This is a genomic window from Pseudogemmobacter lacusdianii, from assembly GCF_030848395.1.
Classification (GTDB): Bacteria; Pseudomonadota; Alphaproteobacteria; order Rhodobacterales; family Rhodobacteraceae; genus Pseudogemmobacter; species Pseudogemmobacter lacusdianii.
This window is the reverse complement of the sequence record NZ_JAVDBT010000004.1, coordinates 252204-278918: the sequence shown is the minus strand read 5'-3', so window position 1 is coordinate 278918 and position 26715 is coordinate 252204. Positions and strand designations below refer to the sequence as shown.

Sequence of the window (26715 nt, the reverse complement as noted above, 5' to 3'; positions counted from 1 at the left end):
AAATGCGGAGACTGAATCAGCGGCCATTGGCCGTTGGCCGCCCCACGCGTCCCGGTCTTCAGGGGAGCATCAGAACCGCAATGACCGCAGACCGTCTGCCAGCCACTGCCAAACGCGGCTGGAGCCTTTATGACCCCCGACTGGCCTGGCTATTGGTGGCCCCTGCCGCCCTTTTGCTGATTTGTTTCATGATCTTACCGATCGTGGTGATGGGAATTTACACCTTCTACACCTTCGTCACCGCCGGGGTGGAAGAAGCCAGTCTCACCGTCGCCAATTGGCACGAATTCTTCACCGACAGCTATTATCACGGATTCTTGCTCAAAACGCTGCGGGTGGGCATGGTGACAGCCCTGATCTGCGCCGTCGTCGGTTATTTCCCGGCCTATTTCATCTGGGCGACGGCGTTTCGGCAAAAGTGGCTTTTGTTGCTGCTTTTGATCGTGCCCTTCTGGATCAGCTTCACCATCCGCACCTTTTCGTGGATCCACATTCTTGGCGAGCAGGGCCTCATCAACGTTTGGGCGATGAAACTGGGCCTGATCGAAGCGCCGATGCAGATGCTTTACACCGAAGGCGCGGTGATCATGGGCCTGCTGCACTTCCTGTTGCCCTATATGATCCTGAACATCTATGTCAGCCTTGAGGGCATCGACCGCACCCTTGTGCAGGCCGCGAGATCAATGGGTTGCACCAATGCGCAAGCCTTCCGCGAGGTGACATTGCCGCTCTCACTTCCCGGCTTGGCCGCGGGCTTGATGCTGTGCTTTGTGCTGGCCGCGGGCAGCTATGTGACGCCGCAACTCCTTGGCTCGGGCCGCGACGCGCTCTTTGGCAATCTGATCTATGACACGATCATGGGGCAGTTAAACTGGCCGATGGGGGCCACGCTTTCCATCGTACTCTTCTTCATCTTGGGCTCTGTCGCCGCGATCTACACCCGCTTCATGGGCATGTCGCAAATCGTGAAAGGATTGGGAGGATGAGCCGCCCCCGCCGGAAGAGCTGGTCTTCAGAAGGGCGGCTCGCTTGGGCCCTGACCCGGATTATCACCCTTCTCGTTTACATCTTCATGTTCGCGCCCATCGTCGCGACGGTCGTGCTGTCCTTCAACGCCTCGCAGTTTGGTGGCTTCCCAATGACCGGCTTTTCGCTGCGCTGGTACGAGGTTTTGTGGCAAAATGCGCGGGTGATCGAGGCCTTCCAGATCTCGCTCTGGATCGCGCTGGTGACGGCGGTGGTGACCACGCTTCTTGGCATCGTGACCGCCTTCGCGCTGGTACGCTTTGATTTTCTTGGAAAATCCATTTTGGGCACGGTGGTGATCTTGCCCGCTTTGGTGCCCGAGACAATCTTGGGCGTTGGCCTGCTGATCCTGATTAAGGCGATCGAGACCCCGCGCAGTTTGGGCATCCTCGTGCTCGGCCATATCCTTCTGGCCCTGCCCTATGTGGTGCTGATCGCCCAAGCCCGCATGGTCGGGGTGAAGCGGATTTATGAAGAGGCGGCCATGTCACTTGGCGCCTCGCGCCTTGCAACCTTCCGTGCCATCACTTTGCCACTTCTGCTGCCCGCCGTGGTCGCGGGCGCGCTTTTGGCCTTTACCATCTCCTTCGACAACACCTCGGCCAGCCTGTTCTGGCGGCCTGCCGGGGTCGAGACCATGCCCACCCAGATCCTGTCGATGCTGAAAACCTCGATCAGTCCCGAGGTCAACGCGCTTGGCACGGTGATGATTGTGATGACCGTCGGCATCCCGCTGATCGGCGGCATCCTGGTTCAAGTTGTTTCACGATTGAAAAAACGAACAACAAGGGAGACCGCAAAATGAAACTGTCCAGCACCACCAGATTAGAGCGGCTGAAAGACCGCTATCAGCAAGGCGACCTTGATCGGCGCCGCTTCCTCGGCCTGACCGCCGCTGCAGCGGCTTCGGCTGGGATCTTCCTGCCTTGGGGCAACAAGGCCTTGGCGCAAGTGAAGAACGTGCGCTTCGACGGCTGGGGCGGCACCGTGCAAGAGGCGATGGATAAATACGCCTTCCAACCCTACACCGCAAAAACCTCGATCAGTGTGGTGCAAGGCACCTTTGGCGATGAAACGGAGATCATCGCCAAGGCCAAGACCTCTGCCCCCGGCGACTTCCAGATCGTCCACTCGTCCGGCGTGGAATATTACGTTCGCTATGTGAACTCGGGCCTGACCTCGGAAATCAACGAGGCCAATATCCCGAACATGGCCAATGTCATGCAGGCGATGATCGATCCTTTCCGCAAGATCACGCCGAAGCTTTCTGCCGTGCCCTATAACTACGGCACCACCGGGATTGCCTATAACACCACGGTGATCTCGCCCGAAGAAGCGGCAGCTAAAGGCGCCGCGCTGCTGACCGATCCGGCCTATAAGGGCAAAATTGGCGGCTATGACAGCATGACCACCCGGGTCTGGTATGGCGCTTTGGGGTCGGGCCAAGACCCCAACAACATCCAAGACATCGAGGCCGTCTGGGCCAAGGTGCGCGAGCAGCGCGATTTGGCCAAGAAGTTCTGGGCCTCGGGCGCCGAGCTGATGGACCTTCTGTCCAAAGGCGAGATCGTGGTCTCGGAAGCATGGTCGGGCCGCGTCGCCGCCTTGCAGCAGCAGGGCCATCCGATTGGCTATATCGACCCGCCCGGCTCTTACGCTTGGATGGAGGATCTTCTGGTTCTCAAAGGGTCGCCGATGGCGGAATGTGAAGAGCTGATCAACTTCATGCTGGATGTTGAGACCTCGATCGCCGTCTCGGAAGGTCAAAGCTATCCGCCCTCGCTGGATCCGACCAAGGTCGAGCTGACCGATAAGATCAAGGCGATGCCAGCCTTCGACCCCACCGGCAAAATGGAAAGCCTGACCTTCGCTGACCCGATCTATTGGGCCGAGCATGAGACCGATTGGGCCAAACAATGGGACAGGATCGCCAAAGGTGCCTGATGCAATGAACCTGACGGAGTCCCGGCCATTGGCCGGGGCTTCCCCCGCCCCCGCTACCGCCCCTCCGGCGGTCGAATTCCGCAATGTCGAAGTTGCTTACGGCAAGTTCGTGGCGGTGCAGGATTTCTCTTTGTCGATCGAGAAAGGCAGCTTCACCACGCTTTTGGGCCCTTCAGGCTGTGGCAAGACCACCTTGCTGCGCTCAATCGCCGGGCTGGTCGACATCACCCACGGGCAGATCTCGATCGGCGGGCGGCGGATCGACGACGTGCCGATCTACCAGCGCAACATCGGGCTGGTGTTCCAAAATTACGCGCTGTTCCCGCATAAGAGCATTTTCGACAATGTGGCCTTTGGTCTGAAATACCGCAACGTGCCGAAAGCCGAGATCGCCACCCGCGTCACCCGCGCGCTTGAGATGGTGCGTCTGCCGGGGTCTGAGAGAAAGCTGCCGTCGCAACTGTCAGGTGGCCAGCAACAGCGCATCGCTTTGGCCCGTGCCATCGTCTTTGAGCCCGAGGTTCTTTTGCTTGATGAGCCGCTTTCCGCGCTGGACGCCAATATGCGCGAAGAGATGCGCGTCGAGATCAAGAAGATCCAAAAGCAGACCGGCATCACCGCGCTTTTCGTGACCCATGATCAGGAAGAAGCTTTGTCGATGTCGGACCGCATCGTGGTGATGAATGCCGGACGGGCCGAGCAGATCGGCACGCCGCAAGATGTCTATGACCGGCCCGCCACCAAATTCGTCGCGGATTTCTTGGGCAAAGCCAATATGTTAGAGGGCAAGGTCGCGACGGTGACAGGCTCTGTCGCCAGTGTCACCCTCACCGGCGGCCAATCCGTGCAAATCACCTCGCCTCGGCAGCTGAGCGTTGGTGAGGCGGTGACCGTGGTGGTGCGCCCGCAAATGCTCACCACCCCGCCCCCGCCCGGCGCAAGCCCCTTGCGCGGAAAGGTCGTGTCTTCGTCTTACCTCGGCGGCCGGGTGATCTATGAGGTGGATATCGGAGAACCGGCGCTGATCCGCGTCAACACCGCGATCTCTGGCGCCTTGGCGGCAGAGGGGGCGGCGATGGAACTGGGCTTCGCCCCGGCCGATTGCGTCGTGCTCTAAAGCACCCTCCCTAAAGGCAGCGGGGGCCGAAGCCCCCCTGCCCATCTAGCCTTGCAGCTTTGGCAAGATCGCCGCGTGATCGGCCAAGAAGCGGTCCATCGCCGCCACAAGGCCCGCACAATCCGCCTCGCTATGCGGCAAGGCCAAAGCGATCATGCCGCGCGGCGTGACATATTGCCCGGCCAGCATCATCTCGAGATGCCAAAGCTTCTGCACCCGCCGGTCGGCCTGATCCACCGCCTGTGGCGTCACCGCTTCGCGCGGCATGAAATGCACCGCGAAAAGCGAGCCATAGCCCGCGGTGCAGCCCGCCAATCCGTGGGCTGCAAAAAGCCCGTCGATCTGGGTCTGCAACTGCGCCCCCAAAGCGTTGAACAGGGCCGAGGCTTCTTGCGTCAACACCTGACTGAGCCCGGTATAGCCAGCCCTCATGCTGATGATATTGTTGTTAAATGTGCCGCCATGGCCAAAACAGCCTTCCGCGCCCGGATCAAACCGCGCCATCAGATCGGCCCGTCCGCCAAAGGCACCAAAGCTGGCCCCGCCGCCGATATATTTACCCAAAGTCATCAGATCCGGCGTGATCCCGGTCACCGCCTGCAAGCCATTGAAATGCTGGCGCGAGGTCATCACCTCATCGAAAATCAACAAGGCCCCGGTCTCTTGCGTCACCCGCCGCAGCATCGCCAAGAACGCGTCCGAGGCGCGGATACAGCCGCCCGCCCCCAGCATCTGCTCCAAGATCACCGCGCCAATGCTGTCCTTATGCGCCCGAAGCAGCGCCTCGGTGCCCTCAATGTCGTTGTAATCCGCCATCACATAAGGAAAAGGCAGGTTCAGCACCGAACCGCCGTGCCCAAAAAGCAGCACGCCACCGTGATAGCCCTCGCGGAACACCATCACCTTGTCGCGCCCGGTGATCGCCCGCGCGGCTGAGATCGCCATGATATTGGCCTCGGTCCCGGAATTGGTAAACCGCACCCGCTCCAGCGCGGCAAAGCGCGCACACAGCTCGTCGGCCAGCAAAGCCTCATAAGAGTTGGGGCCGCCCAAGGCGACACCATTGGCAATCGCCTCACGCATCGCGTTTTGAATCAGGGGGTTGGAATGACCGTAGAGCCCCGCCGAATATTCGCTGACAAAGTCCGTATAGCTGTGGCCGTCCAGATCGGTAAGCTGCACGCCCTCGCCCTTGGCGATGCCAACCGGGAAAGGCTCATACCACATGACCGAGCGGGTATTGCCGCCCGGCAGACTGGCCTTAGCCGCTTCATGGCGCGCCAGACTGGCTGGGTTGGCTGCGGTATAGCGCGCGGTCGCATCGGCCAAAGCCAGCTCAAGATCTGAATTTCGCAGCAAAATCGCCCCCTGAAAAATGGTTACCAAAGCCTGTCCGCCGCCCGCCCTTCTGTCAAATTGCATTATCGCCAAGCCGTTGCATCTTGGGTGATTTTCCCACAAAAGCGCCGAATTGACACGAGCAGCCCGGTGATGAACGATGGGGGCATGCCTCGGCCCGCTTTCAGGAAAGGCGCCGCAATGCTGACCGCGCGATGGCTACATAAGTTTGCCCTTCTGTCCGCAGCCAACCTTGGCAGCGCGGCCTATGCTGAAGGTGCGATCACCTTGGCAGGCTGGGGTGGCACTTGGAATGAGGCCTATAAGACCGGCATCACCGATCCTTTCACCGAAAAGACCGGAATTTCGGTTGTTTTGGACGAATGGGACGGCTCTTTGGCACGGGTCCGCGCGATGGTTGAGGCTGGCGCGGTCAGCTACGATCTCGTCTCGATTGAGGCACCGCAGCTGGAAATGGGCTGCGATGAGGGGCTGTTCCTGCCGCTTCCCGCCTCGGTGACAGCGCAAGCCCCGCATTACCTGCCCGGCACTTTGCATGACTGCGGCATCGCCTCGGACACTTGGGCCACGGTCTTGGTTTATGACGGCACGAAGCTTACGAATGGCCCGAAAAGCTGGGCCGATTTTTGGGATGTTAAGGCCTTCCCCGGCAAGCGCGGCCTTGGTGGTCAGGCGCTTTACACGTTGGAAAACGCGCTTTTGGCCGATGGCGTCGCCCCATCCGACATCTACACCGTACTCGCCACGCCCGAGGGCGTTGACCGCGCGTTCGCCAAACTGGATGAGATCAAGCCGCATGTCGTCTGGTGGAGCAGCTCTTCAACTGCGCTGCAAAACCTTGATGCGGGTGAGGTCGTGATGACCGACATGTACAATGGGCGCGTCACTTTCGACAATGAAAACAACGGCAAAGACTATCGCATCGTCTGGGAGGCCGGCTTTCTCTACGGCACCGACCTTTGGGCCTTGGTCGCAGATGCACCCAATCCCGAAGGGGCCGCTGCCTTCCTTGAATTCTTTGCGGTGCCGGAAAACCAGGCAGGTTTTCCCCGGCTTTACGGCTATGGCACCGGCGACGCCCGTGTCTATGACCACCTGACCGAAGCCCAGCGCAGCCGCCTGCCGACCTCGCCCGATGTGATCGGTTATGGCGCGAGCTACAATGACGCCTTCTGGGCGGAAAATCTGGAAAGCTTGGAGCAGCGCTTCAAGGTTTGGCAGTCGCAGTAATGCGACCGCCGCAGCCCCTGCGGCCAAGCGCCCTGCGCGGGCAAGTGCCTTACCTGCTGATGCTGGCACCGCTGGTGATGTTCGTGCTGGTCACCGTGGTCGTGCCGGTGGCTTTGTTCCTCTTCCGCGCCATCGACAATCGCGAGCTGCAAGCGGGCTTTCCGCAAACCGCCGCCGCCCTTTCCGGCTGGAGCCAAGCCCAAGGCCTGCCGCCCGAGCCTGCCTTTGCCGCCCTGATCTTCGACCTGGCCAAAGCGCAAGAAGAAGGCCGAGCCGCCGCCCTTGCCGCGCGGCTCAATCAAGCCGTGCCGGGCAGCCGCAGCACGGTGATCAAGACCGCCAAATGGGCCGCCACGGCCGATCTGCAAGGCGCTTCTCTCCGCGAAGACGTGCTAGACCAAGGGAAAGCTTGGCATAACCCTGCCCTTTGGTCGGTGATCGCGCATGAAACTGGCCGCTTCACCAGCTATTACATCCTCACCACTCTGGACCTGAAACGCGGCCCTGAAGGGCAACTCCAGCGCCTCCCCGCAGAAGAGGCGCTTTTCCTGACCATCCTTGCGCGCACCCTTGCCATCAGCCTCAGCGTCACCGCGATTTGCGCCCTTCTCGCCCTGCCGGTCGCCCATGTCATCACCGCCGCCCGCCCCCGCATGGCCACGCTCTTGCTGGCCATGGTGCTCTTGCCGCTTTGGACCTCGCTCTTGGTGCGCACGGTCGCTTGGATCATCCTTTTGCAAGGCGAGGGGCCGGTCAATGCCACGCTGCAATGGCTTGGCGCAGTGACGGAGCCTTTGCGGCTGGTCTACACCCGTGGCAGCCTGATTGTGACCATGGTGCAAGTCCTTCTGCCGCTAATGATCCTGCCGGTGCTGGCGGTGCTGAAGCGCATCCCTCCCGAGCAGATGCGCGCGGCCCGCTCGCTGGGGGCGCCTTGGTGGATGGCATGGCGCCGGGTGCAGCTGCCGCTTTTATGGCCGGGACTGATGACCGGCGCGGGCCTCACCTTCACCTTCGCCTTGGGCTATTACATCACGCCCCGGCTGATCGGTGGCGAGAAAGATCAAATGCTCAGCAGTTTCATCGTCTTCTACACCGATAAGACGCTGAACTGGGGGCTGGCGGCGGCGCTGTCGCTGCAACTTCTGGTCATTCTGGCTTTGGTAGCAGGCCTCCTCGCCGGGCTGCACCGCTTAACCACAGGGCGGGTGCGTTGATGCGGGCCGAATTTTGGCGCATCCGGATTGCGCGGATCCTGACCGGGCTGGTGCTGGCCTATTTGCTGGCCCCGCTCCTTGTGATCCTGCCGATGTCGCTGACCTCGGGCAGCAACCTTACCCTGCCGGGACCGGGCTGGTCATGGCGCTGGTATGAGCTGGTGCTGAGCGATCCGCGCTGGCTTGACGCGCTTGGCAATTCGCTGATCGTCGGGCTTGGATCGACCCTGCTGGCGGTGCTGCTGGCCACTCCGGCGGCGGTGGCGCTGGCTTGGGGAAAATTCCCCGGACGGCAGTTCGCACTGGCGCTCATCGCCACACCTTTGGTGCTGCCGATCGTGATCCTCGCCGTGGCCTCGTTCAGCTTTTACGCCTCGGCCGGGCTTCTGGGCTCGCGGCTGGGGCTCATCTTGGCCCATGCCGGGCTCTCCGCCCCCGTGGTGCTGATCACGATTCTCGCCAGCCTGCGCGGCTTTGACCTTGGGCTGATGCGGGCCGCCGCCTCGCTGGGTGCGCCGCCCTTAACGGCCTTTCGGCGCGTGCTCTTGCCGCTGGTGGCCCCCGGCGTTCTGGCGGGGGCGATCATCGCCTTCGTCATCTCTTTCGACGAGGTGGTGATTGCAAGCTACCTGACCACCGCCGAGCAGCGCACCCTGCCCCGCGTGATCTTCTCAGGCCTACGCGAGTCGATCAGCCCCGCCATTGCTGCCGCTGCCGTGTTGTTGATCTTGGCTTCGACCCTACTCCTTTGTCTCGCCGCCGCGTTGCAAAGACCGAAGGACCGCTAAGCGCGCGCACCGCCTCTCCTCAGGCTGCAAAAAAACCGTTGCGCGCCCAGCGCCAAGGGTGACGAAACTGCGCGCCTTTCAGCACCTTCGCGCAAAATAGCGCAAATCCAAGCAAAGCCGCGCAATTGGCAAGCTAAGGGCGTCTGGCCTATCTCGGCGCAGTCGCTTGGAGTTTAGACTATGACTGTGCAAATCGTTGAAATCCCTGACATGGCCATCGTCATGGCCGACGGGACCCGGCTCTCTGCCCGGGTCTGGATGCCCGAAGATGCGGCGTCCAATCCTGTGCCGGTGGTCTTGGAATATCTGCCCTACCGCAAGCGCGACGGAACCGCGGCGCGCGACCAGCTGACCCATCCTTGGATGGCGGCACAGGGCTATGCCTGCGTGCGCGTCGACCAGCGCGGCAACGGCGAATCCGAGGGGCTTTTCGACGACGAATATTCCGCCCAAGAGATGTCGGACGGGCTTGAGGTCATCGCTTGGCTCGCCGAGCAGCCTTGGTCCACCGGCAAAGTCGGCATGATGGGCATCTCATGGGGTGGGTTCAACTGCCTGCAAGCGGCCTACAACAAGGCTCCGGCGCTGAAAGCGGTGATCTCGCTTTGCTCGACGACCGACCGCTATGCCGATGACATCCACTACAAGGGCGGCTGCCTAATCAGCGAGAACATCTCTTGGGCTGCCACCGCTGCCTCATGGTTCTCGGTGCCGCCGGACCCCGAATTGGTCGGCGACAAGTGGCGCGACATTTGGCTCAACCGGCTGGAAGAGGCGCCGTTCCTGGCCCGCACTTGGCATGAGCATTCGCAGCGCGACGCTTATTGGAAGCATGGCTCGGTCTGCGAAGATTACGACGCGATCAGCGCGGCGGTCTATTCGATCGGCGGCTGGCATGACGGCTATCGCAACACGCCCGCGCATCTTGCGGCCAATGTGAAGGCTCCGGTCCGCGCTGTGGTCGGCCCTTGGAACCACAAATACCCGCATTTCGCCGTGCCCGGCCCGCGGATCGGCTTTCTGCAAGAGGCCGTGCGCTGGTGGGATCACTGGCTGAAAGGCATCGACAATGGCGCCGATAAAGATCCGCAATACACCGCTTGGCTGATGGACAGCGTGAAGCCCGAGACAAGCTTCACCCACCGCCCCGGCCGCTGGATCACCGAAGCGGTCTGGCCCTCGCCCAGCATCGCCAATCGCCGCATGGCCTTGGGCTTTGAGACGCTTGGCGCCGAAGCAGCCGGCGCTTTCAGCCAAAAGGCTGTGCCCTCGACCGCTGTCGGCATGGGCACCGGCGAGTATTTCCCCTTCGGCTTTGGCCCGGGCGAATTGCCCGATGACCAGCGCGCCGATGACGCTTTGTCGGCCTGTTTCGACAGCGCCGAGACCAGCGAGATCACCGATATCGTTGGCGCGCCGCGCGTCACTCTGCGACTGGCCTCGGACCAGGCGCGCGGGCAAATCATCGTTCGTCTCAATGACTTGCGGCCCGATGGCACCTCGGCGATGATCTCTTATGGCATGCTGAACCTGCGCCACCGCAACAGCCATGAAGTGGCCGAGCCGCTGGTGCCGGGTGAGGTTTATGAGGTCTCGCTGGATCTGGACCAGATCGCCTATCGGCTGCCCGCCGGTCACCGGCTGCGCATTGCCGTCTCGACCAGCTATTGGCCGCTGGTCTGGCCCGAGGCTGTTCCCGTCACCGCCACGATCAGCGGTGGCTGGCTGGATCTGCCGGTGCGTCCGACCGCGCAAGGCGACGAGACCAGCTTCCCCGAACCCGTCACCGCGCCCGCTTTGCCGAAGAAAGAGCACAGCGAAGGCGAAGAGTTCAAGCGGATCGAGACCGATATGACCACCGGCGTGACCAAGATCACGACCTATGGTGCCGGCGCCTTGACCGAGGATCTGACGCATGGGGTGCGGACCTCGGAAGCGGTCGAGAAGGTCTATGCGATCCACAAGGACGACCCGGCCAGCGCGCGGGTCGATATCACCTGGAACCGCACCTATGGCCGCGGCGACTGGCAAGTGCGAACCCGCGTTGTCACCTCGATGTGGGGCGACGCCGATCATCTGCACATCGAGCAGCACACCGAGGCTTGGGAGGGCGACACTTCCGTCTTCCAAAGCAGCCACAAAGACAGCGTGCCGCGCGGCTAAACTCGGGCCTCTGCCCTTCGCATCACCGTCCCGCGCCAGCTTTGGCGCGGGGCAACCCAAGCGCCCCTCTATGGGTTGCGCGATTTCTGCCCCGTGCAGCTTAGCTCAGCCTGCGCCGTACCGAGCCCGGCACCACGGCGGGCATCACTTCCCCCTGATACCAGCGCAAAAGGTTGTCGCGCACCAATTCCCACATCGCATGGCGGGTGGGCACTGTGCCCGAGCCAAGATGCGGCGTGACCAAAGAATTGGGCAGGTTGAACAGACGCGGATCGGGGCTCGGCTCATTTTCAAACACATCCAAGCCTGCGGCCAAGATCTCGCCTTTGGTCAGCGCCCCGATCAAAGCCTCCTCATCCAAGACCGAGCCGCGCGCCACATTGATCACCACGCCTTGCGGGCCAAGTGCCTGCAAAAGCGCGCGGTCGATCAGATGTCGGGTTTCAGGGCCACCGGGGACAATGGCGATCAAAGTATCAACATCGCGCGCCATTTCCATCAGGTCGGGATAATGACGCAGCGGGCTGTCCGCACGGGGCGAGCGACTGTGGTAGACGACCGGCACATCGAAGCCTGCCAAGCGTCGCGCGATGCAGCTGCCAATCCGGCCCATGCCAATCATGCCAATGGTGCGCCCCTGCAGCGAGGGCGTCAGCGGGAATTGCCCGCCCGGCCATTTGCCGTCCAAAAGATAGCGATTGCCTTGCGGGATCTGTCGCAAGGTGGCCAAGAGAAGCGCCATCGTCAGATCGGCCACCTCTTCATTCAGCACATCCGGCGTATGGCCCACCGCAATGCCCCGCGCCCGCGCCGCCTCGGTGTCGATCATATCATAACCAACGCCAAGGCTTGAGATCACCTCTAGCGCCGGAAACCGGTCCATCAGCGCCGCACTTACCCCGCCCGAGCGGCGCAGGATGCCGGTGACTTGCGCCTCATGCCCTTGCGGATCGTCGATGAGAACGGTGAGACCAGCCGCCCTAACCTCGGCGATCAGCCAATCGGGGACGGCGCCCAGACAAAGGACATGACTCATGCTTCCCCCCAGTTTCGCTGAAATCGATAGCTGCAATGTTGTCAGCTTGCCGCATATCTTGGCTGCAAAACCAGCCCTAAACCTGCGCGTTGATTGAAACGTTCACCGCCGTCCCCCCCGCAAAGGCGCGCCATCATCGACGCCAAGCTTCGCGCCGAGATTGACGAAAGAGAATGACTTTTTCTCCAAGAGCGACCAAACTGACGGCACCTGCGCAAATCCCAGCAAAATCAATCATCTAAACCGACCACATGTCAGCCAGAAACAGGGAATTCCATCTTGTCGATTGACGCGAAGTTTCAAAGACTGGCCACCGACAACGCCCCCGGCCAAGAGCTGCGGCAAAGTGCAGACGGCCTGGCCGCGCAAATGATCGGCGGGCCACTTGAGGGGCGCCCGGTCGATTTCTCGCATGGCGATGTTGATGCGCATCCGCCCACGCCGGGCAGCTTTGACCTCTTCTCCGCGGGATACGAGATGGGCGGCGCGCAGGCCTATACCGAATATCGCGGCGATATCGGCATTCGTGAGATGATCGCGCCGCGTTTGGCGCGTTTCACCGGGGCTCCGGTCGATGCCAAGGACGGGCTCATCATCACCCCCGGCACGCAAGGCGCGCTTTTCCTTGCCCTGGCCGCAACGGTAACGCGCGGCGACAAAGTGGCCATCGTGCAGCCCGATTACTTCGCCAATCGCAAATTGGTTGAGTTTCTTGAGGCCGAGATGATCCCGGTGCAGATGGATTATCTTGGAACCAAAACTGGCGCGGGTCTTGATCTGGGCGAGCTTGAGGCGGCCTTAAAGGCCGGGGCGAAGGTCTTTCTCTTCTCCAATCCCAACAACCCCGCCGGCGTGGTCTATTCAGCAGATGAAATCACCCAGATCGCCGCTTTGGCCACCCAATACGGCGCCACGGTGATCGTCGATCAGCTTTATTCGCGGCTGCGTTATGTAGGGGCGGATTACACCCATCTGCGCGCGGGGGCGATCGATCCTGAGAAGGTCGTGACCATCATGGGTCCGTCAAAAACGGAATCGCTTTCGGGCTACCGCTTGGGCGTCGCCTTTGGCGCGGCTTCGGTGATCGCGCGGATGGAGAAGCTGCAAGCCATCGTCTCGCTGCGCGCGCCGGGCTACAGCCAAGCCGTGCTGCGCAGCTGGTTTGATGAGGCTCCCGGCTGGATGGAAGACCGCATTGCCCAGCATCAAGCGATCCGCGACGATCTACTGGCGGTCTTCGCTGGCTGCGAGGGCGTCTTGGTCCGCAGCCCGCAGGCGGGGTCTTACCTCTTCCCGCACTTGCCGAAATTGCGCATCGCGCCGGGCGATTTCGTCAAACTTTTGCGCCTGCAAGCCGGGGTCAGCGTGACGCCGGGAACCGAGTTTAGCCCGCATGCCGCCCAAAGCATACGGCTCAACTTCAGCCAAGACCGCAGTGCCGCCTTGGCCGCCGTACGGCGGATCACGGCAATGGTCGATCGCTATCGCGCCTGAACGCCCTGCCCTTTGGCCCAGTGCGTTTTCGCGTTCAGGCCAAAGGACAACAGCTGCCGAGTGTAGTCTTGCGCCGGGGCCGCGACGATCCTTTCTGTCGCGCCCAGCTCGACCACATCGCCGCGCCGCATCACCATCAGGCGGTCGGCGATATGGGCGACGACCTTCAGGTTATGTGTGACGAACAGCATCGACAGCCCGCGCTGCTGCTTGAGATCGGCGAGCAAGTTCAGGATTTGCGCCTGAACTGAGACATCCAGCGCCGAGGTCGGTTCATCCAGCACCAAAAGCTGCGGCTCCAAGGCCAAAGCGCGGGCAATCGCCACCCGTTGCGCTTGTCCGCCGGAAAGCTCACGCGCGCGGCGGTCGCGGAAATTGGCAGGCAGTCCGCAATCGCCCAGCAGGGTCTCGATCCGCGCGTTCAGCGCCGCACCGGCGCTCTGGCCCGCGGCCTGCAACGGCTCGGCCAAAATCTCTCGGACGCTGAGCCGCGGGCTCAGCGACAGAAAGGGGTTTTGCGACACCACACCGATGGCCTGCCGGGCTTGGCGCAAGCTGCGGCCCTTGATCGCCAACCAATCTTGGCCCGACATCTCGATGCTGCCACTTTCCACCGGCAAAAGCCGCAAGATCGCCCGCAAAAGGCTGGTCTTACCCGAGCCGCTTTCGCCCACGATGCCCAAGGTCTCGCCGGGCATCAGCTGGAAGCTTGCGCCATTGACGGCCGGTTTGGCGCGCGGCGCAAATAGGCCCGAGCGGTAGCGGATCACCAGATCGCGCACCTCCAGCATGGGGGTTCCGGTCATGGCTGGTCCCCTTGCAAAAGCGCACCCGTCTCTGGGTCGATGAAGAGCCCCTCGACCGTGGCGAGCCTTTCGCCGCGCGGGGCGGCATCGGGCAAGGCCGCCAGCAAGGCCCGCGTGTAGGGATGCTCTGGGCGCTGCAAAACCTGCTCGGCCGGGCCATTTTCCAGCGAACGTCCGTGGTAAAGCACCGTCACCCGGTCGCAAACCTCGGCGATGACATCCATGTCATGCGTGATCAGCAGCACCGTCAGCCCACGCGTCGCCACCAGTTGGCGCAAAAGCTCCAAGACCTGCATCGCAACCGCCACATCCAAAGCGGTCGTCGGCTCATCGGCAATGAGGAAATCCGCCCCCGTCGCCAAAGCCTGAGCGATCACAACACGTTGCAACATACCGCCCGAAAGCTCATGCGGATAGCTGCGCAGCACTTTTTCAGGATCATTGAGCCCGATCGAGGCCAAGAGCGCCACCGCCTCGGCCCAACGTTCGGCGCGTGGCGCTTTGCGGTGCAGCCGCAGAACATCATCCATCTGCCGCCAGATGCGCAGCACCGGGTTTAAAGCCGCCGCCGGATCTTGCGAGATCAATCCAATCCGATTGCCCCGCAGCCGATCTGCCGACTGCCGCAAATCCTCGCCATCAAAATGGAACCGTTCCGCCTCGACCTTGGTGCCTTGCGGCAAAAGGCCCAACATGGCGGTGCCAGTGATGGTTTTGCCCGAACCAGATTCGCCAATAACGCCGTGGATCTCGCCACGTTCGACGCTCAGATCGACCGCCCGCACGGCTCGGACATCGCCTTTCGGCGTTGGGATGGTGATCGACAGGCCACGGATCTCAAGCAGAGGCACGGGAGGGCCCTTTCGTGCGGTCGCGCAAGGCATCGCCCAGCACGCTGAAAGAGAGTGCGACAAGAAAGATCGTCAATCCGGGCGCGACCGAATACCACCAGCGCGCCGGGAAGAACTTGCGTCCCGCATCGACCATCTGGCCCCAATCGGCGTCCGGAGGCAGCACGCCCAAGCCCAGGAAGGACAAAGCCGCTGCCGTCAGAAGAGCGGGGCCGACATCCAAGGCCGCCTGCACCGTCAAGGGCCGTCCGGTCGCGGGCAGAATGTGGCGCAAGATGATGCGCGGATGCGAGACCCCGGCCAGACGCGCCGCCTCGACATAGGGTTGGCCACGCAACACCATGCCTTCAGCGCGGGCCAGCCTTGCATACCAAGGCCACCAAGTGACCGCGACGGCGATCACACTGTTGAGAAAGCCCGGCCCCATAGCCGCCGCCATCAACACCGCCAGAAGCAGCGCCGGGAAGGCCAGAAACACATCAGTGACGCGCATCAGCGCCTCATCCACCCAGCCGCCGAAATAGCCCGCCGCCAGCCCAATCGGCAGACCGATCAGCAGCGAAAAGCCAACAATCAGGATGCCGTTCGACAGCGAAATCCGCGTGGCATAGATCACTCGGCTGAGCACGTCGCGGCCCAGATGGTCGGTGCCGAACCAATAATCGGCCGAGGGCGGCGAAAGTTTGGCCACCACATTTGGTGCCCCTGCCCCTTGGGCGGGATAGGGGGCCAGCCAAGGCGCAAAAAGCGCCATGCAGATAAAACCCATCACACATAGCAAAGCGATGGTGCCGGGCCAGCCAAGGCGGTAGATCACGCGTCTCATGTCAGGGCCACCCTTGGGTCGACCAAGGCTTGGGCGACATCGATGATCAGGTTCATAACCACATAGCAGATCGTCACCACCATCGTGACGGCGGCAATCACTGGGAAGTCCTTGGCCAAGATCGCCTCCGAGACATAGCGGCCGAGCCCGGGCCAAGCGAAGATGATCTCAACCAGCACCGCGCCGGTCAGCGCGAAAGCAAAAGACAGGCCAATCACCGTCAGCGCCGGTCCCATCGCATTGGGCAAAGCATGGCCAAAAAGGATGCGCCGCTGCGACAGGCCCAGCGCGCGGGCAGCGGTGATATGGCGGCGCTGCAAAATCTCGATCATTGCCGAGCGGGTAAGCCGCATCGCCACCCCCGCCGGGTAAGAAGCCAGCGTCAAGGCGGGCAGGATCAGATGCAGCATCGCATTGCCAAAGGCGGCAGGTCGCCCCGCCAGCAGGCTGTCGATCAAGAGGAACCCGGTGACCTGCGCGACAGGATCGGTGATGCCGACCTCGCGCGAAGTGCGGCCCGACAGCGGCATCACCCCCAGCCATTGCGAGAAGATAAGCTGCAACAGCATCGCCAAAAAGAAGGTCGGCATCGCAACCGAGGCAATGGCGCTAAGACTGGCCAGCCGGTCAAACCAGCGCCCCTGACGGGCCGCGGCCATCACACCTAAGGGCACGCCGAAGAGCAAAGCGATCGCGGTGGAGAACACCGCCAGCTCAAGCGTTGCAGGCAGATAGGCCTTCAGATCCTCCAAGATCAGCCGCCGGGATTTATACGAGACCCCGAAATCCCCCGTCGCCATCGCGCTGGCAAAGGTCAGAAAGCGGGTGGGCAAAGGCGCATCGAGGTTCAACTCGACCCGCGCCTTTGCGATTTGTTCTGCCGAAGGGCGTGGCCCGGCGTAAAGCGCCGCCGGGTCCGAAGGGACCACCTGAGCCACGGTGAAGACCAAAAAGGTCACGCCGACCACCACAAAGGCAGACAACACCATGCGGCGCAGGATGTAGCGGATGATATTCATCCAATCCCCCCTTTTCTCAAAGCCTTAGCGGCTCATGTCGCCCACAAAGGTGACATGCCCATAAGCCGGATTGTCGGTGTAGCCTTTGATATCCGAGCGGATGATATGGACGTTCGGGCGGTCCAGCATGAAGACCGCTGCGGCATCCTCGACGACGATGCGCTGCGCTTCAATAAACATCTCTTCGGCTTTCGGACGGTCCACCCCCGACAGACGCGCCGCCTCATCCAGCACCTCGTCGAACTTGGGGTTCGAGTAGTAGCCAAGGTTAAAGAGCGGCTCATCCTCACTGCGGAAAAGGCTGAGCAGATAGTCATGCGGCGTGACATAGGTCGGCCACCAATACATCACGAAGATGTCTTGCGCCGAGGCTGGATCGGATTTCGCCATCTGCCATTGCGCCTCCCAAGCCATCGGCTGCAAGGTCAACGTGACGCCAAGCGTCTCAAGATTGGCCTTCCACAGCTCGCCTGCCAAAGCCGAGATCTCTTGCGTGGTGGAATAGGTCATCACCAGTTCCAGCCCCGAGACGCCCTCTTCGGCCAGAATGGCGGCAGCCGCTTCCAGATCGGTCGGCGGAATCGGTGCATCGGCGTCATGGCCCCAGATGCCCGTCGGCACCACGCCCTTGGCGCGCGTCCCAAGACCCGCCGTCCCAGCCATGATCACATCGTCATAGGGAAAGGCCATCGACAATGCCAAACGGACTTTGGGATTGTCCAAAGGCGCGCGCTTGGTGTTGTAAAGGCCAAAGAGTGTCTCGAAAGACGGGTTCACCACGACCTTCAGATCCGGATTTTCCTTCATCAGATCAAGGTTCTCGAATGGGACCGAATAGCCCCAATCGGCCTGCCCGCTTTCCAGCATGTTCTGGATCAAGGTCACATCTTCGACGATTTCAAAGGCGACGGTCTGGAAGGCACCCTCGGGCACATTGCCCCAATAGCCCTCGACCCGCTCCATCACCAAGCGCTGGCCGGGCTCATATCGCACGATGCGGAAGGGGCCGGTGCCCGCGTCATTGCCAGCGTTGAACCAAGCATTGTCTTGGCTGAGCGAGGCCGGCGACTGGATCCAAGCCGCAAAGCCGGCCGAGGCGATCAGGTCCAAAGGCTGCGGCTCGGAGAGCACGAAGACGACAGTCATCGCGTCAGGCGCCTCGATCGAAACCACCGGGCTCCAGATGAACGAGGCGCCGCCGCCAATCTGCCGCGTCCGCTCGATCGAGCCTTTGACTGCCGCTGCCGTCAGCGCCTCGCCGTCGTGGAATGTCACGCCCTCACGCAGCTTGAAGGTCCAAGTCAGACCGTCTTCCGAGACCTCCCAGCTTTGCGCCAGCAAAGGCTCGATCCGCGACGGCTCGGTCTCAGTGGCCGAGATATAGCGGGTCAGCCCCTCATAGGCATTGGCCAGCACCGCGCCATCGTTGGAGAAAGAGGTCGCCGGGTCCAGATCGGGGAAACTGGTCGGATAGGCCAGCGTGAAGATGCCATTGCCCTGCGCCATCGCAAGGTTAAAGCCCGAACTGGCGGCAGTGGCCAACGCGGCCAGCACAGAGGTCTTCATAAAATCGCGACGTTTCATGGCAGTCTCCCGGTTGTTTTTTTGGTTCGGCAATGGGTTGGTCAGGAAGCGATGTCGTAATGCGCCACCGGCGGCGCATCGGCCGAGATACCGGTGGGAATGAAATCCAGATCATAGCCAAAAGCCCGCGGCCCGACCGAGGCCAAGGCGATCTCACTGCGCAAAAGCACCGGCGCGGGGATCGACAGGATGTCGATGCGCAAACCGTAACGCAGCTCTTCTGTGCCAATGGCGCGGCCAGTCTCGGAATCGACGATGCAGATCAAATCCGGCACCATCGTCAACGCCTGCTCACCCTCAAAAGCGATCAGATATTCGTTTTGAATATCAACGGTTACGGTGCGGCCCTGATCGTGATCCAGCCCTGCCACCGTCAGCGTACCGCGGTTAAAGCCGGCCATCACTTGCCGGCCGATATCGGTGACCTTGCCGCGCATCAACCGGATCCCGCCCGAGGCCGCCATGATCGCCTCGACCGGATCGGCCTTGGCGGCACGGGCGTTGATCACCGCATCGCCCAGCGTCCAAGCTTGGCTGGTGGTGTGCGGAATGCCGAAGCGCCGCACAAAATCTCCGGTCATCGGCGCCGTGGTCATCAGCGCCGAGCAGCCCATCGCAATCGTGCCCGCCCGCAACAGCTTTTCCAGCATCTTGGGCGAAGTCGCTTCGGTCACGATCAGCACATTGCCGTCAGAATCGGCCAAAGCGGCGGGTTTAACGTCTTGGCCATGAATGAAGAACGAGGTCATTTGCACCTCGGGGAAGGCGCGGCCCATGCCGTCGGCATCGACGACCGGCAGATCGACCATTGCCGCCGTTAGCATCGGCGCAATGCCATTGCCGCCGCCGACTTCATCGCCCAGCAAAGCATCGACCTTGCGACCCAGATGCTGCTCAACCGCCTTCAAAAGCCGCACGCCTTCGCCGCCCTCGGCGATTTTTTCGATGCCAACTGTGGGGGCGCCGATGCCGCCGATGCCAAGGATACGGGCATCGGGCTCCATATCGGCCGGACGCACCATGCGGATGCGTTTTCCTTCCCGCAACAAGGCCTTAGCACGCAGCAGCCCATGATAGGTGCTGCCGCCGCCGCCGGTGCCAAGGATGCCACAGCCAAGGGCGATGCGGTCCAGATCCGCCTCCGTCAGGGTCCAATATGTCATGCCTGCAAATCTCCGATGACTTTTGCCGCAATGCGGATGGCATTGCCCGGCAGATAGGCCAGCGGCGTCTCCTCCACTTCGACCAATGTGATCGTGGCAGGCGCAGCCCCTGCCTCAACCGCCCGCGCGGTGGCCTCGGCCACCACGCTTTCAAGCGCCTGGGCACGGGTGATGCCTTCGAGCGAGACGACGCTATCGACCTCGCCCGAGATCTGCGCTATCGCCGCGCCAATGGCATTGGCTGAGCCGAAATGGTCCGGCTTCAACGAGCTTGAGGTGCCTTCCAGCAATCCATCCACCAAGACCGAGCCACCGCCGACCAAAATCGCCGGAATTGGATCGGCACTGGGTTTCATTCGGTCAAGAACCGCCTCGATGCTGGATTTCATTTGCGCCAAACCGCGCGCGACCAGCTCTGGCGTGATATGGGCAAGCTTGCTCTTGTCGCCCATCTCCGCCAGCCCCGAGGCCACGGCTATATCGGTCGCCGTCAGCGTATCCCCACCGAAACACAAAGCTTTTTGCGGCAGATGGAAGCCCACTGAATCCGGGCCAATGGTCAACTCCTCCTCGTTTCGCACGATGCTGCCACCGCCCAAACCGTAGGAAAAGACATCCGGCACCCGGAAATTGGTCAGCACGCCACCGATCGAAGCGCCCTCGCTGCGGGTGCGCGGGAAGCCGGCGACAAGCATGCCTATATCGGTGGTGGTGCCGCCGATATCGATCACCGCCGCATCGCTCAGCCCGGTCAGAAACGCCGCCCCCCGCATGGAGTTCGTGGGGCCAGAGGCCATCGTAAACACTGGATAACGCTCGGCAAAATCAGCCGACATCAAGGTGCCGTCGTTCTGCGTCAGATAAAGCGGGCAGTTGAGGTTCAGTTCGGCAATAGCCGAGCGGAAGGCCCCCACCGTCTCAACCCCCAAACGGCGCAGGCTGGCGTTCAAGATCGTGGCATTTTCTCGCGGCAAAAGCCCTGTGCGCCCAACCCGGTGCGACAGGCTGATCGCAGCGCCCGGCATCGTCTCGGCCACAATCGCAGCGGCGTCATTCTCCATCGTCGCATCAACCAGCGCAAAGACCGAGCAGATCGCAATCGACGAGATGCCGCGCGCCGTCCAATCGGCGCAAGCGGCGCGGATCGCATCGGCGTCCAAAGGCGCGATTTCAGAGCCGTCGTAATTCACCCCGCCATCGACCAACGCCGCACCGCCATCAACCAATGCCCGCAGATGGTCAGGCCAGTCGATCATCGGTGGCAAAGACCGGCTCGACGAACCGCAAAGCCGCAAAACGCCGACGCGCTCCAGATGCCGCCCCTCAACCGCGGCGTTCAGAAAATGCGTCGTGCCGATCATGACGCCGGCGACATCGCCTGCGGCCTCCCCCGCCGAGGCCAGCACCGAGCGGATCGCCGCGCCAACACCGCCGGTGACATCCGCCGTGGTCGCGGTTTTCACCGTCGCCAGCACCTCAGCGCCACGCAGCAAAGCGGCATCCGTGTTGGTCCCACCAACATCCACCCCAATCCGCAGCATAGGTCTATCCCTTTTTCTTGGACGCAAGATCCGCCCCGCCCAGCGCGGTGGTCCTTGTGCCGAACACTTTGTAAAGTCTGAGAACGACAGCGCTTTCGATGCGCGCCACGCCCTCGATCCGGCCCAGCTCTTCTTCGATAAAGCTCAAGGCGCCGTTGTGATCTTCGGCAAAAAGGGACGCGCTGAGCGCGCTTCTGCCGCTGATCGCAGCAAGGTAGCCAATCTCGTCATATTCAGCGAGTTGGATCGCCACCTCTTCGCGCCGGCCGGGCTCCACATCGATAATCAGCTCGACCTGCACATCGCGCCCCAGTGCAACTGGGTCCGGGATCGCGCCAATCACGATCATTTTGGCCTGCAAAAGCCCCGCAATCCGGTTGCGGATCGTGCGCTCTGACACGGTGCCAATCCGCCCAGAAATCTCGGCAGCGGAAAGCCGACCATCCTCGGTCAGATAGCCGATGATCTGCCGATCAAGGTCGTCGAGGATATAGCGCTGTGTCATGAATATTCCGAATCTTCCCCTCACGCTCGATCATTTTTCCGAATCGGAAATGAGTCAAGCGTTCTGACGAGCGGTGCCGGATAGGCAACACGACCTGCCGGCAGCAAGCAGCGCAGTGAAATAGTTGCGCGTCTGCATTTTTCTAATGATTAATAGACGTTACGCGTAATTTCGCATCAAACCGCATCGGAATTTTTTACTTCCGGATCGGCCAAGCCAAGAGCCATGCAACGGCTGTGCAGCACGAAAAAACCAGCGCCAGGTTGCCCCGGCGCTGGCTCATGTCACCTTGTTGCGGCACAGGCCTAGGCTTTAGCCGATGATGGCGTTCAGCGTGGCCGAAGGCCGCATCACCGCTGCCACCTTGGCCGGGTCAGTGTGGTAGTAACCGCCCAGATCGGCCGGCTTGCCCTGCACGGAAGCCAGTTCAGCCACGATCTTGGCCTCATTCTCGGCCAAAGCCGCAGCGATCGGCGCGAAATGCGCGGCCAGATCGGCATCCGCGGTTTGCGCGGCCAAGGCCTGCGCCCAGTAGAGTGCGAAGTAGTAATGGCTGTCGCGGTTGTCGGTCTGCCCCACCTTGCCCAAGGGCGAGCGGTTGTGGTCCAGCACGCCTTGCGTCGCCACATCCACCGCATCGCCCAAAACCTTAGCCTTGGCATTGCCCTTGGTCTCGGCCAAGAACTTGAAGCTTTCGCCCAAGGCGCAGAATTCGCCCAAGGAATCCCAACGCAGGTGGTTCTCCTCAAGGATTTGCTGGACGTGTTTCGGCGCCGAGCCACCTGCCCCGGTCTCAAACATCCCGCCGCCCTGCATCAGCTTGACGATCGAGAGCATCTTGGCGCTGGTGCCAAGTTCCAAGATCGGGAAAAGGTCGGTCAGGTAGTCGCGCAGCACGTTGCCGGTGACGGCGATGCTGTCTTTGCCGGCGCGGATGGTTTCCAGCGAAAGCCGGGTCGCCTCACGCGGGGCAAGGATCTGGAACTTGTCCGACACCCCGGCCTCAGCCAAGATCGGCTTCACATATTTGATCAGCTCGACGTCATGGGCGCGGGTCTCATCCAGCCAGAAGATCGCTTGGCAACCTTCGGCCTTTTGGCGCGAGATCGCCAGACGCACCCAGTCTTCGATCGGCGCTTGCCGGGTCGAAGCCGCGCGCCAGATGTCGCCCGCCTCCACCTTATGCTCATGCAGCACGTCGCCATTGGCCAGTACCACACGCACCGTGCCGTCTTTCGGGATCTCGAAAGTCGTCGGGTGCGAGCCGTATTCCTCGGCCTTTTGGGCCATCAAACCAACGTTTTGCACCGTGCCAGCGGTCGAGGGATCCAAAGCGCCGGTCTCTTTGAAGTAGCGCACCGATTCTTCATAAACTGGGGCATAGGTGCTGTCGGGGATCACGCAATTGGTGTCTGCCGCTTGACCATCCGGGCCCCAGCCCTTGCCGCCTGCACGCAGCAACGCCGGCAGCGAGGCGTCAATGATCACATCCGAAGGCACATGCAGGTTGGTGATGCCCTTGTCGGAATTCACCATATACATCGGCGCGCGCTCGGCCATGACGGCGTCAATCTCGGCCTTGATCGGGGCGACATTGGGCAAAGCCGCAACGCGCTCGAACAAGGTGCCAAGACCGGCGTTCGGATCGACACCAGCCGCAGCCAGCTCATCACCGTATTTGTCGAAAACCGGACGCAGGTAGGACTTCACCGCATGGCCAAAGAGGATCGGGTCCGAGACCTTCATCATCGTGGCTTTAAGATGGATCGAGAACAGGATGCCGTCGCGCTTCGAGGAGTCAAGCTCTGCATCCAAGAAGGCGGCCAGCGCTTTGGCCGACATGAAGGTCGCATCCAGAACCGTGCCAGCCGGGTAGTTCAGCTTGTCCTTCAGAACGGTGACCGAGCCATCATTGCCGACAAGCTCAATCCGCGCCGGACCTGCCTGAGCGGCGGTCAGCGTGCCGGATTTTTCGTTGGAAAAGAAGTCATTGGCCCCCATGGTCGAGACGCGGGTCTTGCTGTCCTTCGACCATTTGCCCATCGAATGCGGGTTGGCCTTGGCGTAGTTCTTCACCGCAATCGCCGCGCGACGATCCGAGTTGCCTTCGCGCAGAACCGGGTTCACCGCCGAGCCTTTGATCGCGTCAAACTTGGCGCGGATCGCCTTTTCTTCAGGCGAATGGATCTCTTCAGGGTAATCCGGGATCGCATAGCCCTTGGCTTGCAGCTCTTTCACCGCCGCCACCAATTGCGGCACCGAGGCCGAGATATTCGGCAGCTTGATCACATTGGCGTCCGGCGTTTTCACCAGCTCACCCAGCACAGCCAGATCATCAGATTGGCGCTGCGCTTCCGTCAAGGCCTCTGGGAAAGCCGCGATGATCCGGCCCGCAAGCGAGATGTCCCGCGTGCCGACCGACACCCCTGCCGGAGCCGCAAAGGCTTGAATAATCGGCAAAAGCGAGGCCGAGGCGATCTGCGGAGCCTCGTCAACCTTGGTGTAAATGATGTCGGGGACGGTCTGATCAGCCATGTCATCAACCTGTCTAGCTAAAGGTGAAAAGCGGGGTTTCCTTGGCCTTAGCAGAGTGCGGGCGCGGCGTCAGCACCTGATTGCATACAAAGGCATACAATCGCCTGAACTCGGCCGAGATCACCCCAATAACCGCGTCTCGACCGAGCGTAAATGCTGCCGCATCGCCACCTGCGCCGCCTCAGGATTGCGCACCGCGATCTCATCGACAATGCGGGCATGTTCGGCAAAGCTGGAATGCTGCGCCGGCGGTTTAATCCCAGCGCGGGTCATCCGCCCCCATGTCACCGTGCGGCGCAAAGTGTTCAACTGGTCAAACAGCGCCAAAAGCGTGGTCGAGCCGCTGCTCTCGGCGATTTGGCGGTGGAACTCATTGTCCAGCGCCTCATATTCGCGCCAAGTTGCGGCGCGTTGCGCGCGATCGACATTCAACCGCAGCTTGGCAATCGCCGCAGCCGAGGCATGCAAAGCCGCCTCGCGCGCAATCGCAGGCTCCAAAGCCGCGCGGGCGCGCAAAACATCGGCCGGGCTCACCTGTTGCGCCAATTGCTCAAAGGGCCCGGGCATCGCGGCCGCGGGATCGACATCGGTCAGGAAGGTGCCCTTGCCGACATGACGCCAAAGCCGGTTCTCTTGCACCAAAACCTCAAGCGCGCGCCGCAGATCGGCGCGATTGAGCCCCAGATCCACCGCCAAAACCCGCTCGGGCGGCAAGCGCTCACCAGGCTTGAAGGCGCGGTCGGCAATATAGGCGCGCAACTGCGCCAAGGCCGCATGGCCCGAGACTGCGGGCTCAACAGGCAGCGCAGCTGGGGACGACACGGATACAGGGGTCAGATCATCGGGCATAACAACTTGGTCCGGATTGGTTCGCAGATTCTAGAATGATCAGGATTGATTAGCCAGAGCGAATCTGGGATGCAAAAGCAGTCCGACAGAGGAGTTGTCCCAAGATGGCAGATTATGCGATCACCCCGCCGCCTGTTGTAACCTTGCCGATTTCCGGGTCTGAAACCCTGTTCCCCGTGCGCCGCGTCTATTGCATCGGCCGCAATTACGCCGCCCATGCCATCGAGATGGGCCACGACCCCAACCGTGAGCCGCCGTTCTTTTTCCAAAAGAATGCCAATAACTTAATCACCGATGGCACCTTCCCCTACCCGCCGAAAACCTCTGACGTCCATCATGAGATTGAGATGGTGGTGGCACTGAAATCGGGAGGAGTGAACATCCCCGTGGATCAGGCGCTGGATCATGTCTGGGGCTATGCCGTCGGGCTCGACATGACGCGGCGCGATCTGCAATCCCAAGCCAAAGACATGGGTCGGCCTTGGGAAACCGGCAAATCTTTTGAATTCTCGGCGCCCTGCTCGGCGCTGCGTCCGGTCTCGGACGTCGGCCATCCTGATGCTGGCTTGGTGCAGCTCAAGGTGAACGGCGTCGCCAAACAGACCGGCGATCTTAACCAATTGATCTGGAAAGTGCCGGAGATGATCTCCTATCTCTCCGAGTATTTTGAGCTCGCCCCCGGCGATATCATCATGACCGGCACCCCGGCGGGCGTTGCCTCGGTGGTCAAAGGCGATGTGATGGAATGCCATGTTGCGGGCGTTGGCGATCTGACCGTCACGGTGGTCTAAGCTTCGGCTGCCGGCCTTGGGCCTAGCGCCCAAGCGCCGGCAAAACACGCTCGCGCACCGAGATCAGATGATCACGCATCTTTTGCGAAGCAGCCTGCGCGTCGCGTGCCTGAATCGCCGCACAAAATGCGTCATGCTCGGCAAAGCTGCGGTGGTCTCGGGGCGGCAATTTGCTGATGCGCGGTTGGCCCCAAACCGTCGAGCGGCGCACCACATTCAGGATATCAAATAGATATACCAACAGCTTGTTGTGGGTAGCCTTGGCAACCGCGTAATGCAAATTGTTGTCCCAAGCCTCATAGCTGCGCCAGGTTGAGGCCTCTCTGCAGCGCTGCGCGCAGGACAGAATTTCGTCAAAATCGCTGCGCGTGCCGTAAAGCGCCGCCAATCGGGCGAGCTCGGGCTCGATCACCAAGCGGGCCGCAATCACCTGCGCAGGGCTTGCCAATTCTCCCAAGAACGCCACGTCGGCGAGGTTCAAAACCGGGCGCGCGCCAATAAAGGTGCCGCGCCCGACATGGCGCCAGATCAACCCATCGCCCTCCAGCGCAGCCAGTGCTTTACGCAGCTCCCCGCGCGAGACGCCAAAGCGCTGGCTCAGCGCGCGCTCGGGCGGCAGCCGGTCATTATGGTTAAACTTATTCTCTGCGATCCAGAGCCGGATCTGCTCGTCCAAAGGCAAAGGCAGCTTGTCATCCATACCCAAACCAATCCGAACATTGGTTAATCCAAATTTCTAGGCACAACCAACAAAGCTGTCTAGCATCTTTAGATAGACCCCGATTCCGCTGGCTCATTTGCCCGTGGAAGCGGGGCAGAAAGCCGCTTGCCGCCCCGGGCCAAAACTTTTGGCCGTTTGCTTGATGAGTGC

At 61.6% G+C, this 26715-nt stretch carries 23 protein-coding genes; 10 read left to right on the top strand and 13 right to left on the bottom strand.

All coding sequences use genetic code 11. The annotated features are described in order from the left end of the window. Window positions 1-80: 80 nt before the first annotated feature. From Q9295_RS05940 to Q9295_RS05925, 4 genes are read left to right on the top strand one after another with little or no spacing between them, the layout of a single operon-like run. Window positions 81-986 (top strand): ABC transporter permease, encoded by a 906-nt coding sequence (locus Q9295_RS05940; protein ID WP_306679587.1) that lies wholly within the window; start codon window positions 81-83, stop codon window positions 984-986. Then, window positions 983-1831, top strand: a complete 849-nt coding sequence (locus Q9295_RS05935; protein WP_306679586.1) for an ABC transporter permease — start codon at window positions 983-985, stop codon at window positions 1829-1831. Before Q9295_RS05940 ends, Q9295_RS05935 begins: the two co-directional genes overlap by 4 nt. After that, window positions 1828-2970 carry an extracellular solute-binding protein gene (locus Q9295_RS05930; protein WP_306679585.1) on the top strand — a complete coding sequence of 381 codons (1143 nt, stop codon included), beginning with the start codon at window positions 1828-1830 and terminating at the stop codon, window positions 2968-2970. Before Q9295_RS05935 ends, Q9295_RS05930 begins: the two co-directional genes overlap by 4 nt. 4 nt (window positions 2971-2974) lie before the next feature. Then, complete coding sequence (locus tag Q9295_RS05925; protein ID WP_306679584.1) at window positions 2975-4087, top strand: ABC transporter ATP-binding protein; 1113 nt, start codon at window positions 2975-2977, stop codon at window positions 4085-4087. A gap of 45 nt (window positions 4088-4132) precedes the next feature. Here Q9295_RS05925 and Q9295_RS05920 read toward each other — a convergent pair whose 3' ends face one another. Continuing rightward, window positions 4133-5446, bottom strand: a complete 1314-nt coding sequence (locus tag Q9295_RS05920; protein ID WP_306679583.1) for an aspartate aminotransferase family protein — start codon at window positions 5444-5446, stop codon at window positions 4133-4135. Between the two features lie 180 nt (window positions 5447-5626). On the opposite strand from Q9295_RS05920, the gene Q9295_RS05915 reads away from it, so the two are divergent. The 4 genes from Q9295_RS05915 (at window position 5627) to Q9295_RS05900 (ending at window position 10844) form a co-directional block, all read left to right on the top strand. Next, window positions 5627-6676 carry an ABC transporter substrate-binding protein gene (locus tag Q9295_RS05915; protein WP_306679582.1) on the top strand — a complete coding sequence of 350 codons (1050 nt, stop codon included), beginning with the start codon at window positions 5627-5629 and terminating at the stop codon, window positions 6674-6676. Further along, entirely contained in the window at window positions 6676-7893 is a 1218-nt protein-coding gene (locus Q9295_RS05910) for an ABC transporter permease (protein ID WP_306679581.1), read from the top strand. The genes Q9295_RS05915 and Q9295_RS05910 overlap by 1 nt, the downstream gene beginning before the upstream one ends. Continuing rightward, the gene (locus Q9295_RS05905) at window positions 7893-8681 is read left to right on the top strand and encodes an ABC transporter permease (RefSeq protein WP_306679580.1); all 789 of its coding nucleotides are present in this window, start codon (window positions 7893-7895) and stop codon (window positions 8679-8681) included. Before Q9295_RS05910 ends, Q9295_RS05905 begins: the two co-directional genes overlap by 1 nt. Window positions 8682-8861: 180 nt before the next feature. Beyond that, window positions 8862-10844 (top strand): CocE/NonD family hydrolase, encoded by a 1983-nt coding sequence (locus Q9295_RS05900; protein ID WP_306679579.1) that lies wholly within the window; start codon window positions 8862-8864, stop codon window positions 10842-10844. Between the two features lie 100 nt (window positions 10845-10944). Here Q9295_RS05900 and Q9295_RS05895 read toward each other — a convergent pair whose 3' ends face one another. Then, on the bottom strand, window positions 10945-11880 hold the full coding sequence (locus tag Q9295_RS05895; RefSeq protein ID WP_306679578.1) for a 2-hydroxyacid dehydrogenase: 936 nt from the start codon (window positions 11878-11880) through the stop codon (window positions 10945-10947). A gap of 279 nt (window positions 11881-12159) precedes the next feature. Between Q9295_RS05895 and Q9295_RS05890 the strand changes: the two genes are divergently transcribed. Further along, window positions 12160-13374, top strand: a complete 1215-nt coding sequence (locus tag Q9295_RS05890; protein ID WP_306679577.1) for a pyridoxal phosphate-dependent aminotransferase — start codon at window positions 12160-12162, stop codon at window positions 13372-13374. Here the strand turns inward: Q9295_RS05890 and Q9295_RS05885 are convergent. From Q9295_RS05885 to Q9295_RS05840, 10 genes are all read right to left on the bottom strand, one after another. Further along, complete coding sequence (locus Q9295_RS05885; protein WP_306679576.1) at window positions 13362-14180, bottom strand: ABC transporter ATP-binding protein; 819 nt, start codon at window positions 14178-14180, stop codon at window positions 13362-13364. The genes Q9295_RS05890 and Q9295_RS05885 overlap by 13 nt on opposite strands. Then, window positions 14177-15031 (bottom strand): ABC transporter ATP-binding protein, encoded by an 855-nt coding sequence (locus Q9295_RS05880; RefSeq protein WP_306679575.1) that lies wholly within the window; start codon window positions 15029-15031, stop codon window positions 14177-14179. Before Q9295_RS05880 ends, Q9295_RS05885 begins: the two co-directional genes overlap by 4 nt. Beyond that, window positions 15018-15857 carry an ABC transporter permease gene (locus Q9295_RS05875; protein ID WP_306679574.1) on the bottom strand — a complete coding sequence of 280 codons (840 nt, stop codon included), beginning with the start codon at window positions 15855-15857 and terminating at the stop codon, window positions 15018-15020. The genes Q9295_RS05880 and Q9295_RS05875 overlap by 14 nt, the downstream gene beginning before the upstream one ends. Then, window positions 15854-16876 carry an ABC transporter permease gene (locus tag Q9295_RS05870; protein ID WP_306679573.1) on the bottom strand — a complete coding sequence of 341 codons (1023 nt, stop codon included), beginning with the start codon at window positions 16874-16876 and terminating at the stop codon, window positions 15854-15856. Before Q9295_RS05870 ends, Q9295_RS05875 begins: the two co-directional genes overlap by 4 nt. A 24-nt stretch (window positions 16877-16900) precedes the next feature. Beyond that, the gene (locus Q9295_RS05865) at window positions 16901-18460 is read right to left on the bottom strand and encodes an ABC transporter substrate-binding protein (protein ID WP_306679572.1); all 1560 of its coding nucleotides are present in this window, start codon (window positions 18458-18460) and stop codon (window positions 16901-16903) included. A gap of 41 nt (window positions 18461-18501) precedes the next feature. Next, window positions 18502-19623, bottom strand: coding sequence for a DUF917 domain-containing protein (locus Q9295_RS05860; protein ID WP_306679571.1), 1122 nt, complete (start codon window positions 19621-19623; stop codon window positions 18502-18504). Next, window positions 19620-21164 (bottom strand): hydantoinase/oxoprolinase N-terminal domain-containing protein, encoded by a 1545-nt coding sequence (locus tag Q9295_RS05855; RefSeq protein ID WP_306679570.1) that lies wholly within the window; start codon window positions 21162-21164, stop codon window positions 19620-19622. Before Q9295_RS05855 ends, Q9295_RS05860 begins: the two co-directional genes overlap by 4 nt. A 4-nt stretch (window positions 21165-21168) precedes the next feature. Further along, the gene (locus tag Q9295_RS05850; protein ID WP_306679569.1) at window positions 21169-21669 is read right to left on the bottom strand and encodes an Lrp/AsnC family transcriptional regulator; all 501 of its coding nucleotides are present in this window, start codon (window positions 21667-21669) and stop codon (window positions 21169-21171) included. 312 nt (window positions 21670-21981) lie between these two features. Beyond that, window positions 21982-24204, bottom strand: a complete 2223-nt coding sequence (locus tag Q9295_RS05845) for an NADP-dependent isocitrate dehydrogenase (RefSeq protein WP_306679568.1) — start codon at window positions 24202-24204, stop codon at window positions 21982-21984. Window positions 24205-24324: 120 nt separating this feature from the next. After that, a complete protein-coding gene (locus tag Q9295_RS05840; protein WP_306679567.1) occupies window positions 24325-25053 on the bottom strand; it encodes a FadR/GntR family transcriptional regulator in 729 nt (242 codons plus the stop codon). Window positions 25054-25157: 104 nt separating this feature from the next. Here Q9295_RS05840 and Q9295_RS05835 point away from each other — a divergent pair, with 104 nt between their 5' ends. Beyond that, window positions 25158-25844, top strand: coding sequence for a fumarylacetoacetate hydrolase family protein (locus Q9295_RS05835; protein WP_306679566.1), 687 nt, complete (start codon window positions 25158-25160; stop codon window positions 25842-25844). A gap of 22 nt (window positions 25845-25866) precedes the next feature. Here the strand turns inward: Q9295_RS05835 and Q9295_RS05830 are convergent, their stop codons facing one another. Then, window positions 25867-26544 (bottom strand): FadR/GntR family transcriptional regulator, encoded by a 678-nt coding sequence (locus Q9295_RS05830; RefSeq protein ID WP_306679565.1) that lies wholly within the window; start codon window positions 26542-26544, stop codon window positions 25867-25869. Window positions 26545-26715: the final 171 nt, after the last annotated feature.

Bases quoted from the DNA above. Each gene is read 5' to 3' on its own strand.
- Q9295_RS05870 (WP_306679573.1), bottom strand. From the start codon at position 16,876: ATGAATATCATCCGCTACATCCTGCGCCGCATGGTGTTGTCTGCCTTT.
- Q9295_RS05830 (WP_306679565.1), bottom strand. From the start codon at position 26,544: ATGGATGACAAGCTGCCTTTGCCTTTGGACGAGCAGATCCGGCTCTGG.
- Q9295_RS05850 (WP_306679569.1), bottom strand. From the start codon at position 21,669: ATGACACAGCGCTATATCCTCGACGACCTTGATCGGCAGATCATCGGC.
- Q9295_RS05910 (WP_306679581.1), top strand. From the start codon at position 6,676: ATGCGACCGCCGCAGCCCCTGCGGCCAAGCGCCCTGCGCGGGCAAGTG.
- Q9295_RS05895 (WP_306679578.1), bottom strand. From the start codon at position 11,880: ATGAGTCATGTCCTTTGTCTGGGCGCCGTCCCCGATTGGCTGATCGCC.
- Q9295_RS05900 (WP_306679579.1), top strand. From the start codon at position 8,862: ATGACTGTGCAAATCGTTGAAATCCCTGACATGGCCATCGTCATGGCC.
- Q9295_RS05930 (WP_306679585.1), top strand. From the start codon at position 1,828: ATGAAACTGTCCAGCACCACCAGATTAGAGCGGCTGAAAGACCGCTAT.
- Q9295_RS05860 (WP_306679571.1), bottom strand. From the start codon at position 19,623: ATGACATATTGGACCCTGACGGAGGCGGATCTGGACCGCATCGCCCTT.
- Q9295_RS05845 (WP_306679568.1), bottom strand. From the start codon at position 24,204: ATGGCTGATCAGACCGTCCCCGACATCATTTACACCAAGGTTGACGAG.
- Q9295_RS05875 (WP_306679574.1), bottom strand. From the start codon at position 15,857: ATGAGACGCGTGATCTACCGCCTTGGCTGGCCCGGCACCATCGCTTTG.
- Q9295_RS05865 (WP_306679572.1), bottom strand. From the start codon at position 18,460: ATGAAACGTCGCGATTTTATGAAGACCTCTGTGCTGGCCGCGTTGGCC.
- Q9295_RS05855 (WP_306679570.1), bottom strand. From the start codon at position 21,164: ATGCTGCGGATTGGGGTGGATGTTGGTGGGACCAACACGGATGCCGCT.
- Q9295_RS05935 (WP_306679586.1), top strand. From the start codon at position 983: ATGAGCCGCCCCCGCCGGAAGAGCTGGTCTTCAGAAGGGCGGCTCGCT.
- Q9295_RS05840 (WP_306679567.1), bottom strand. From the start codon at position 25,053: ATGCCCGATGATCTGACCCCTGTATCCGTGTCGTCCCCAGCTGCGCTG.
- Q9295_RS05835 (WP_306679566.1), top strand. From the start codon at position 25,158: ATGGCAGATTATGCGATCACCCCGCCGCCTGTTGTAACCTTGCCGATT.
- Q9295_RS05885 (WP_306679576.1), bottom strand. From the start codon at position 14,180: ATGACCGGAACCCCCATGCTGGAGGTGCGCGATCTGGTGATCCGCTAC.
- Q9295_RS05915 (WP_306679582.1), top strand. From the start codon at position 5,627: ATGCTGACCGCGCGATGGCTACATAAGTTTGCCCTTCTGTCCGCAGCC.
- Q9295_RS05925 (WP_306679584.1), top strand. From the start codon at position 2,975: ATGAACCTGACGGAGTCCCGGCCATTGGCCGGGGCTTCCCCCGCCCCC.
- Q9295_RS05905 (WP_306679580.1), top strand. From the start codon at position 7,893: ATGCGGGCCGAATTTTGGCGCATCCGGATTGCGCGGATCCTGACCGGG.
- Q9295_RS05940 (WP_306679587.1), top strand. From the start codon at position 81: ATGACCGCAGACCGTCTGCCAGCCACTGCCAAACGCGGCTGGAGCCTT.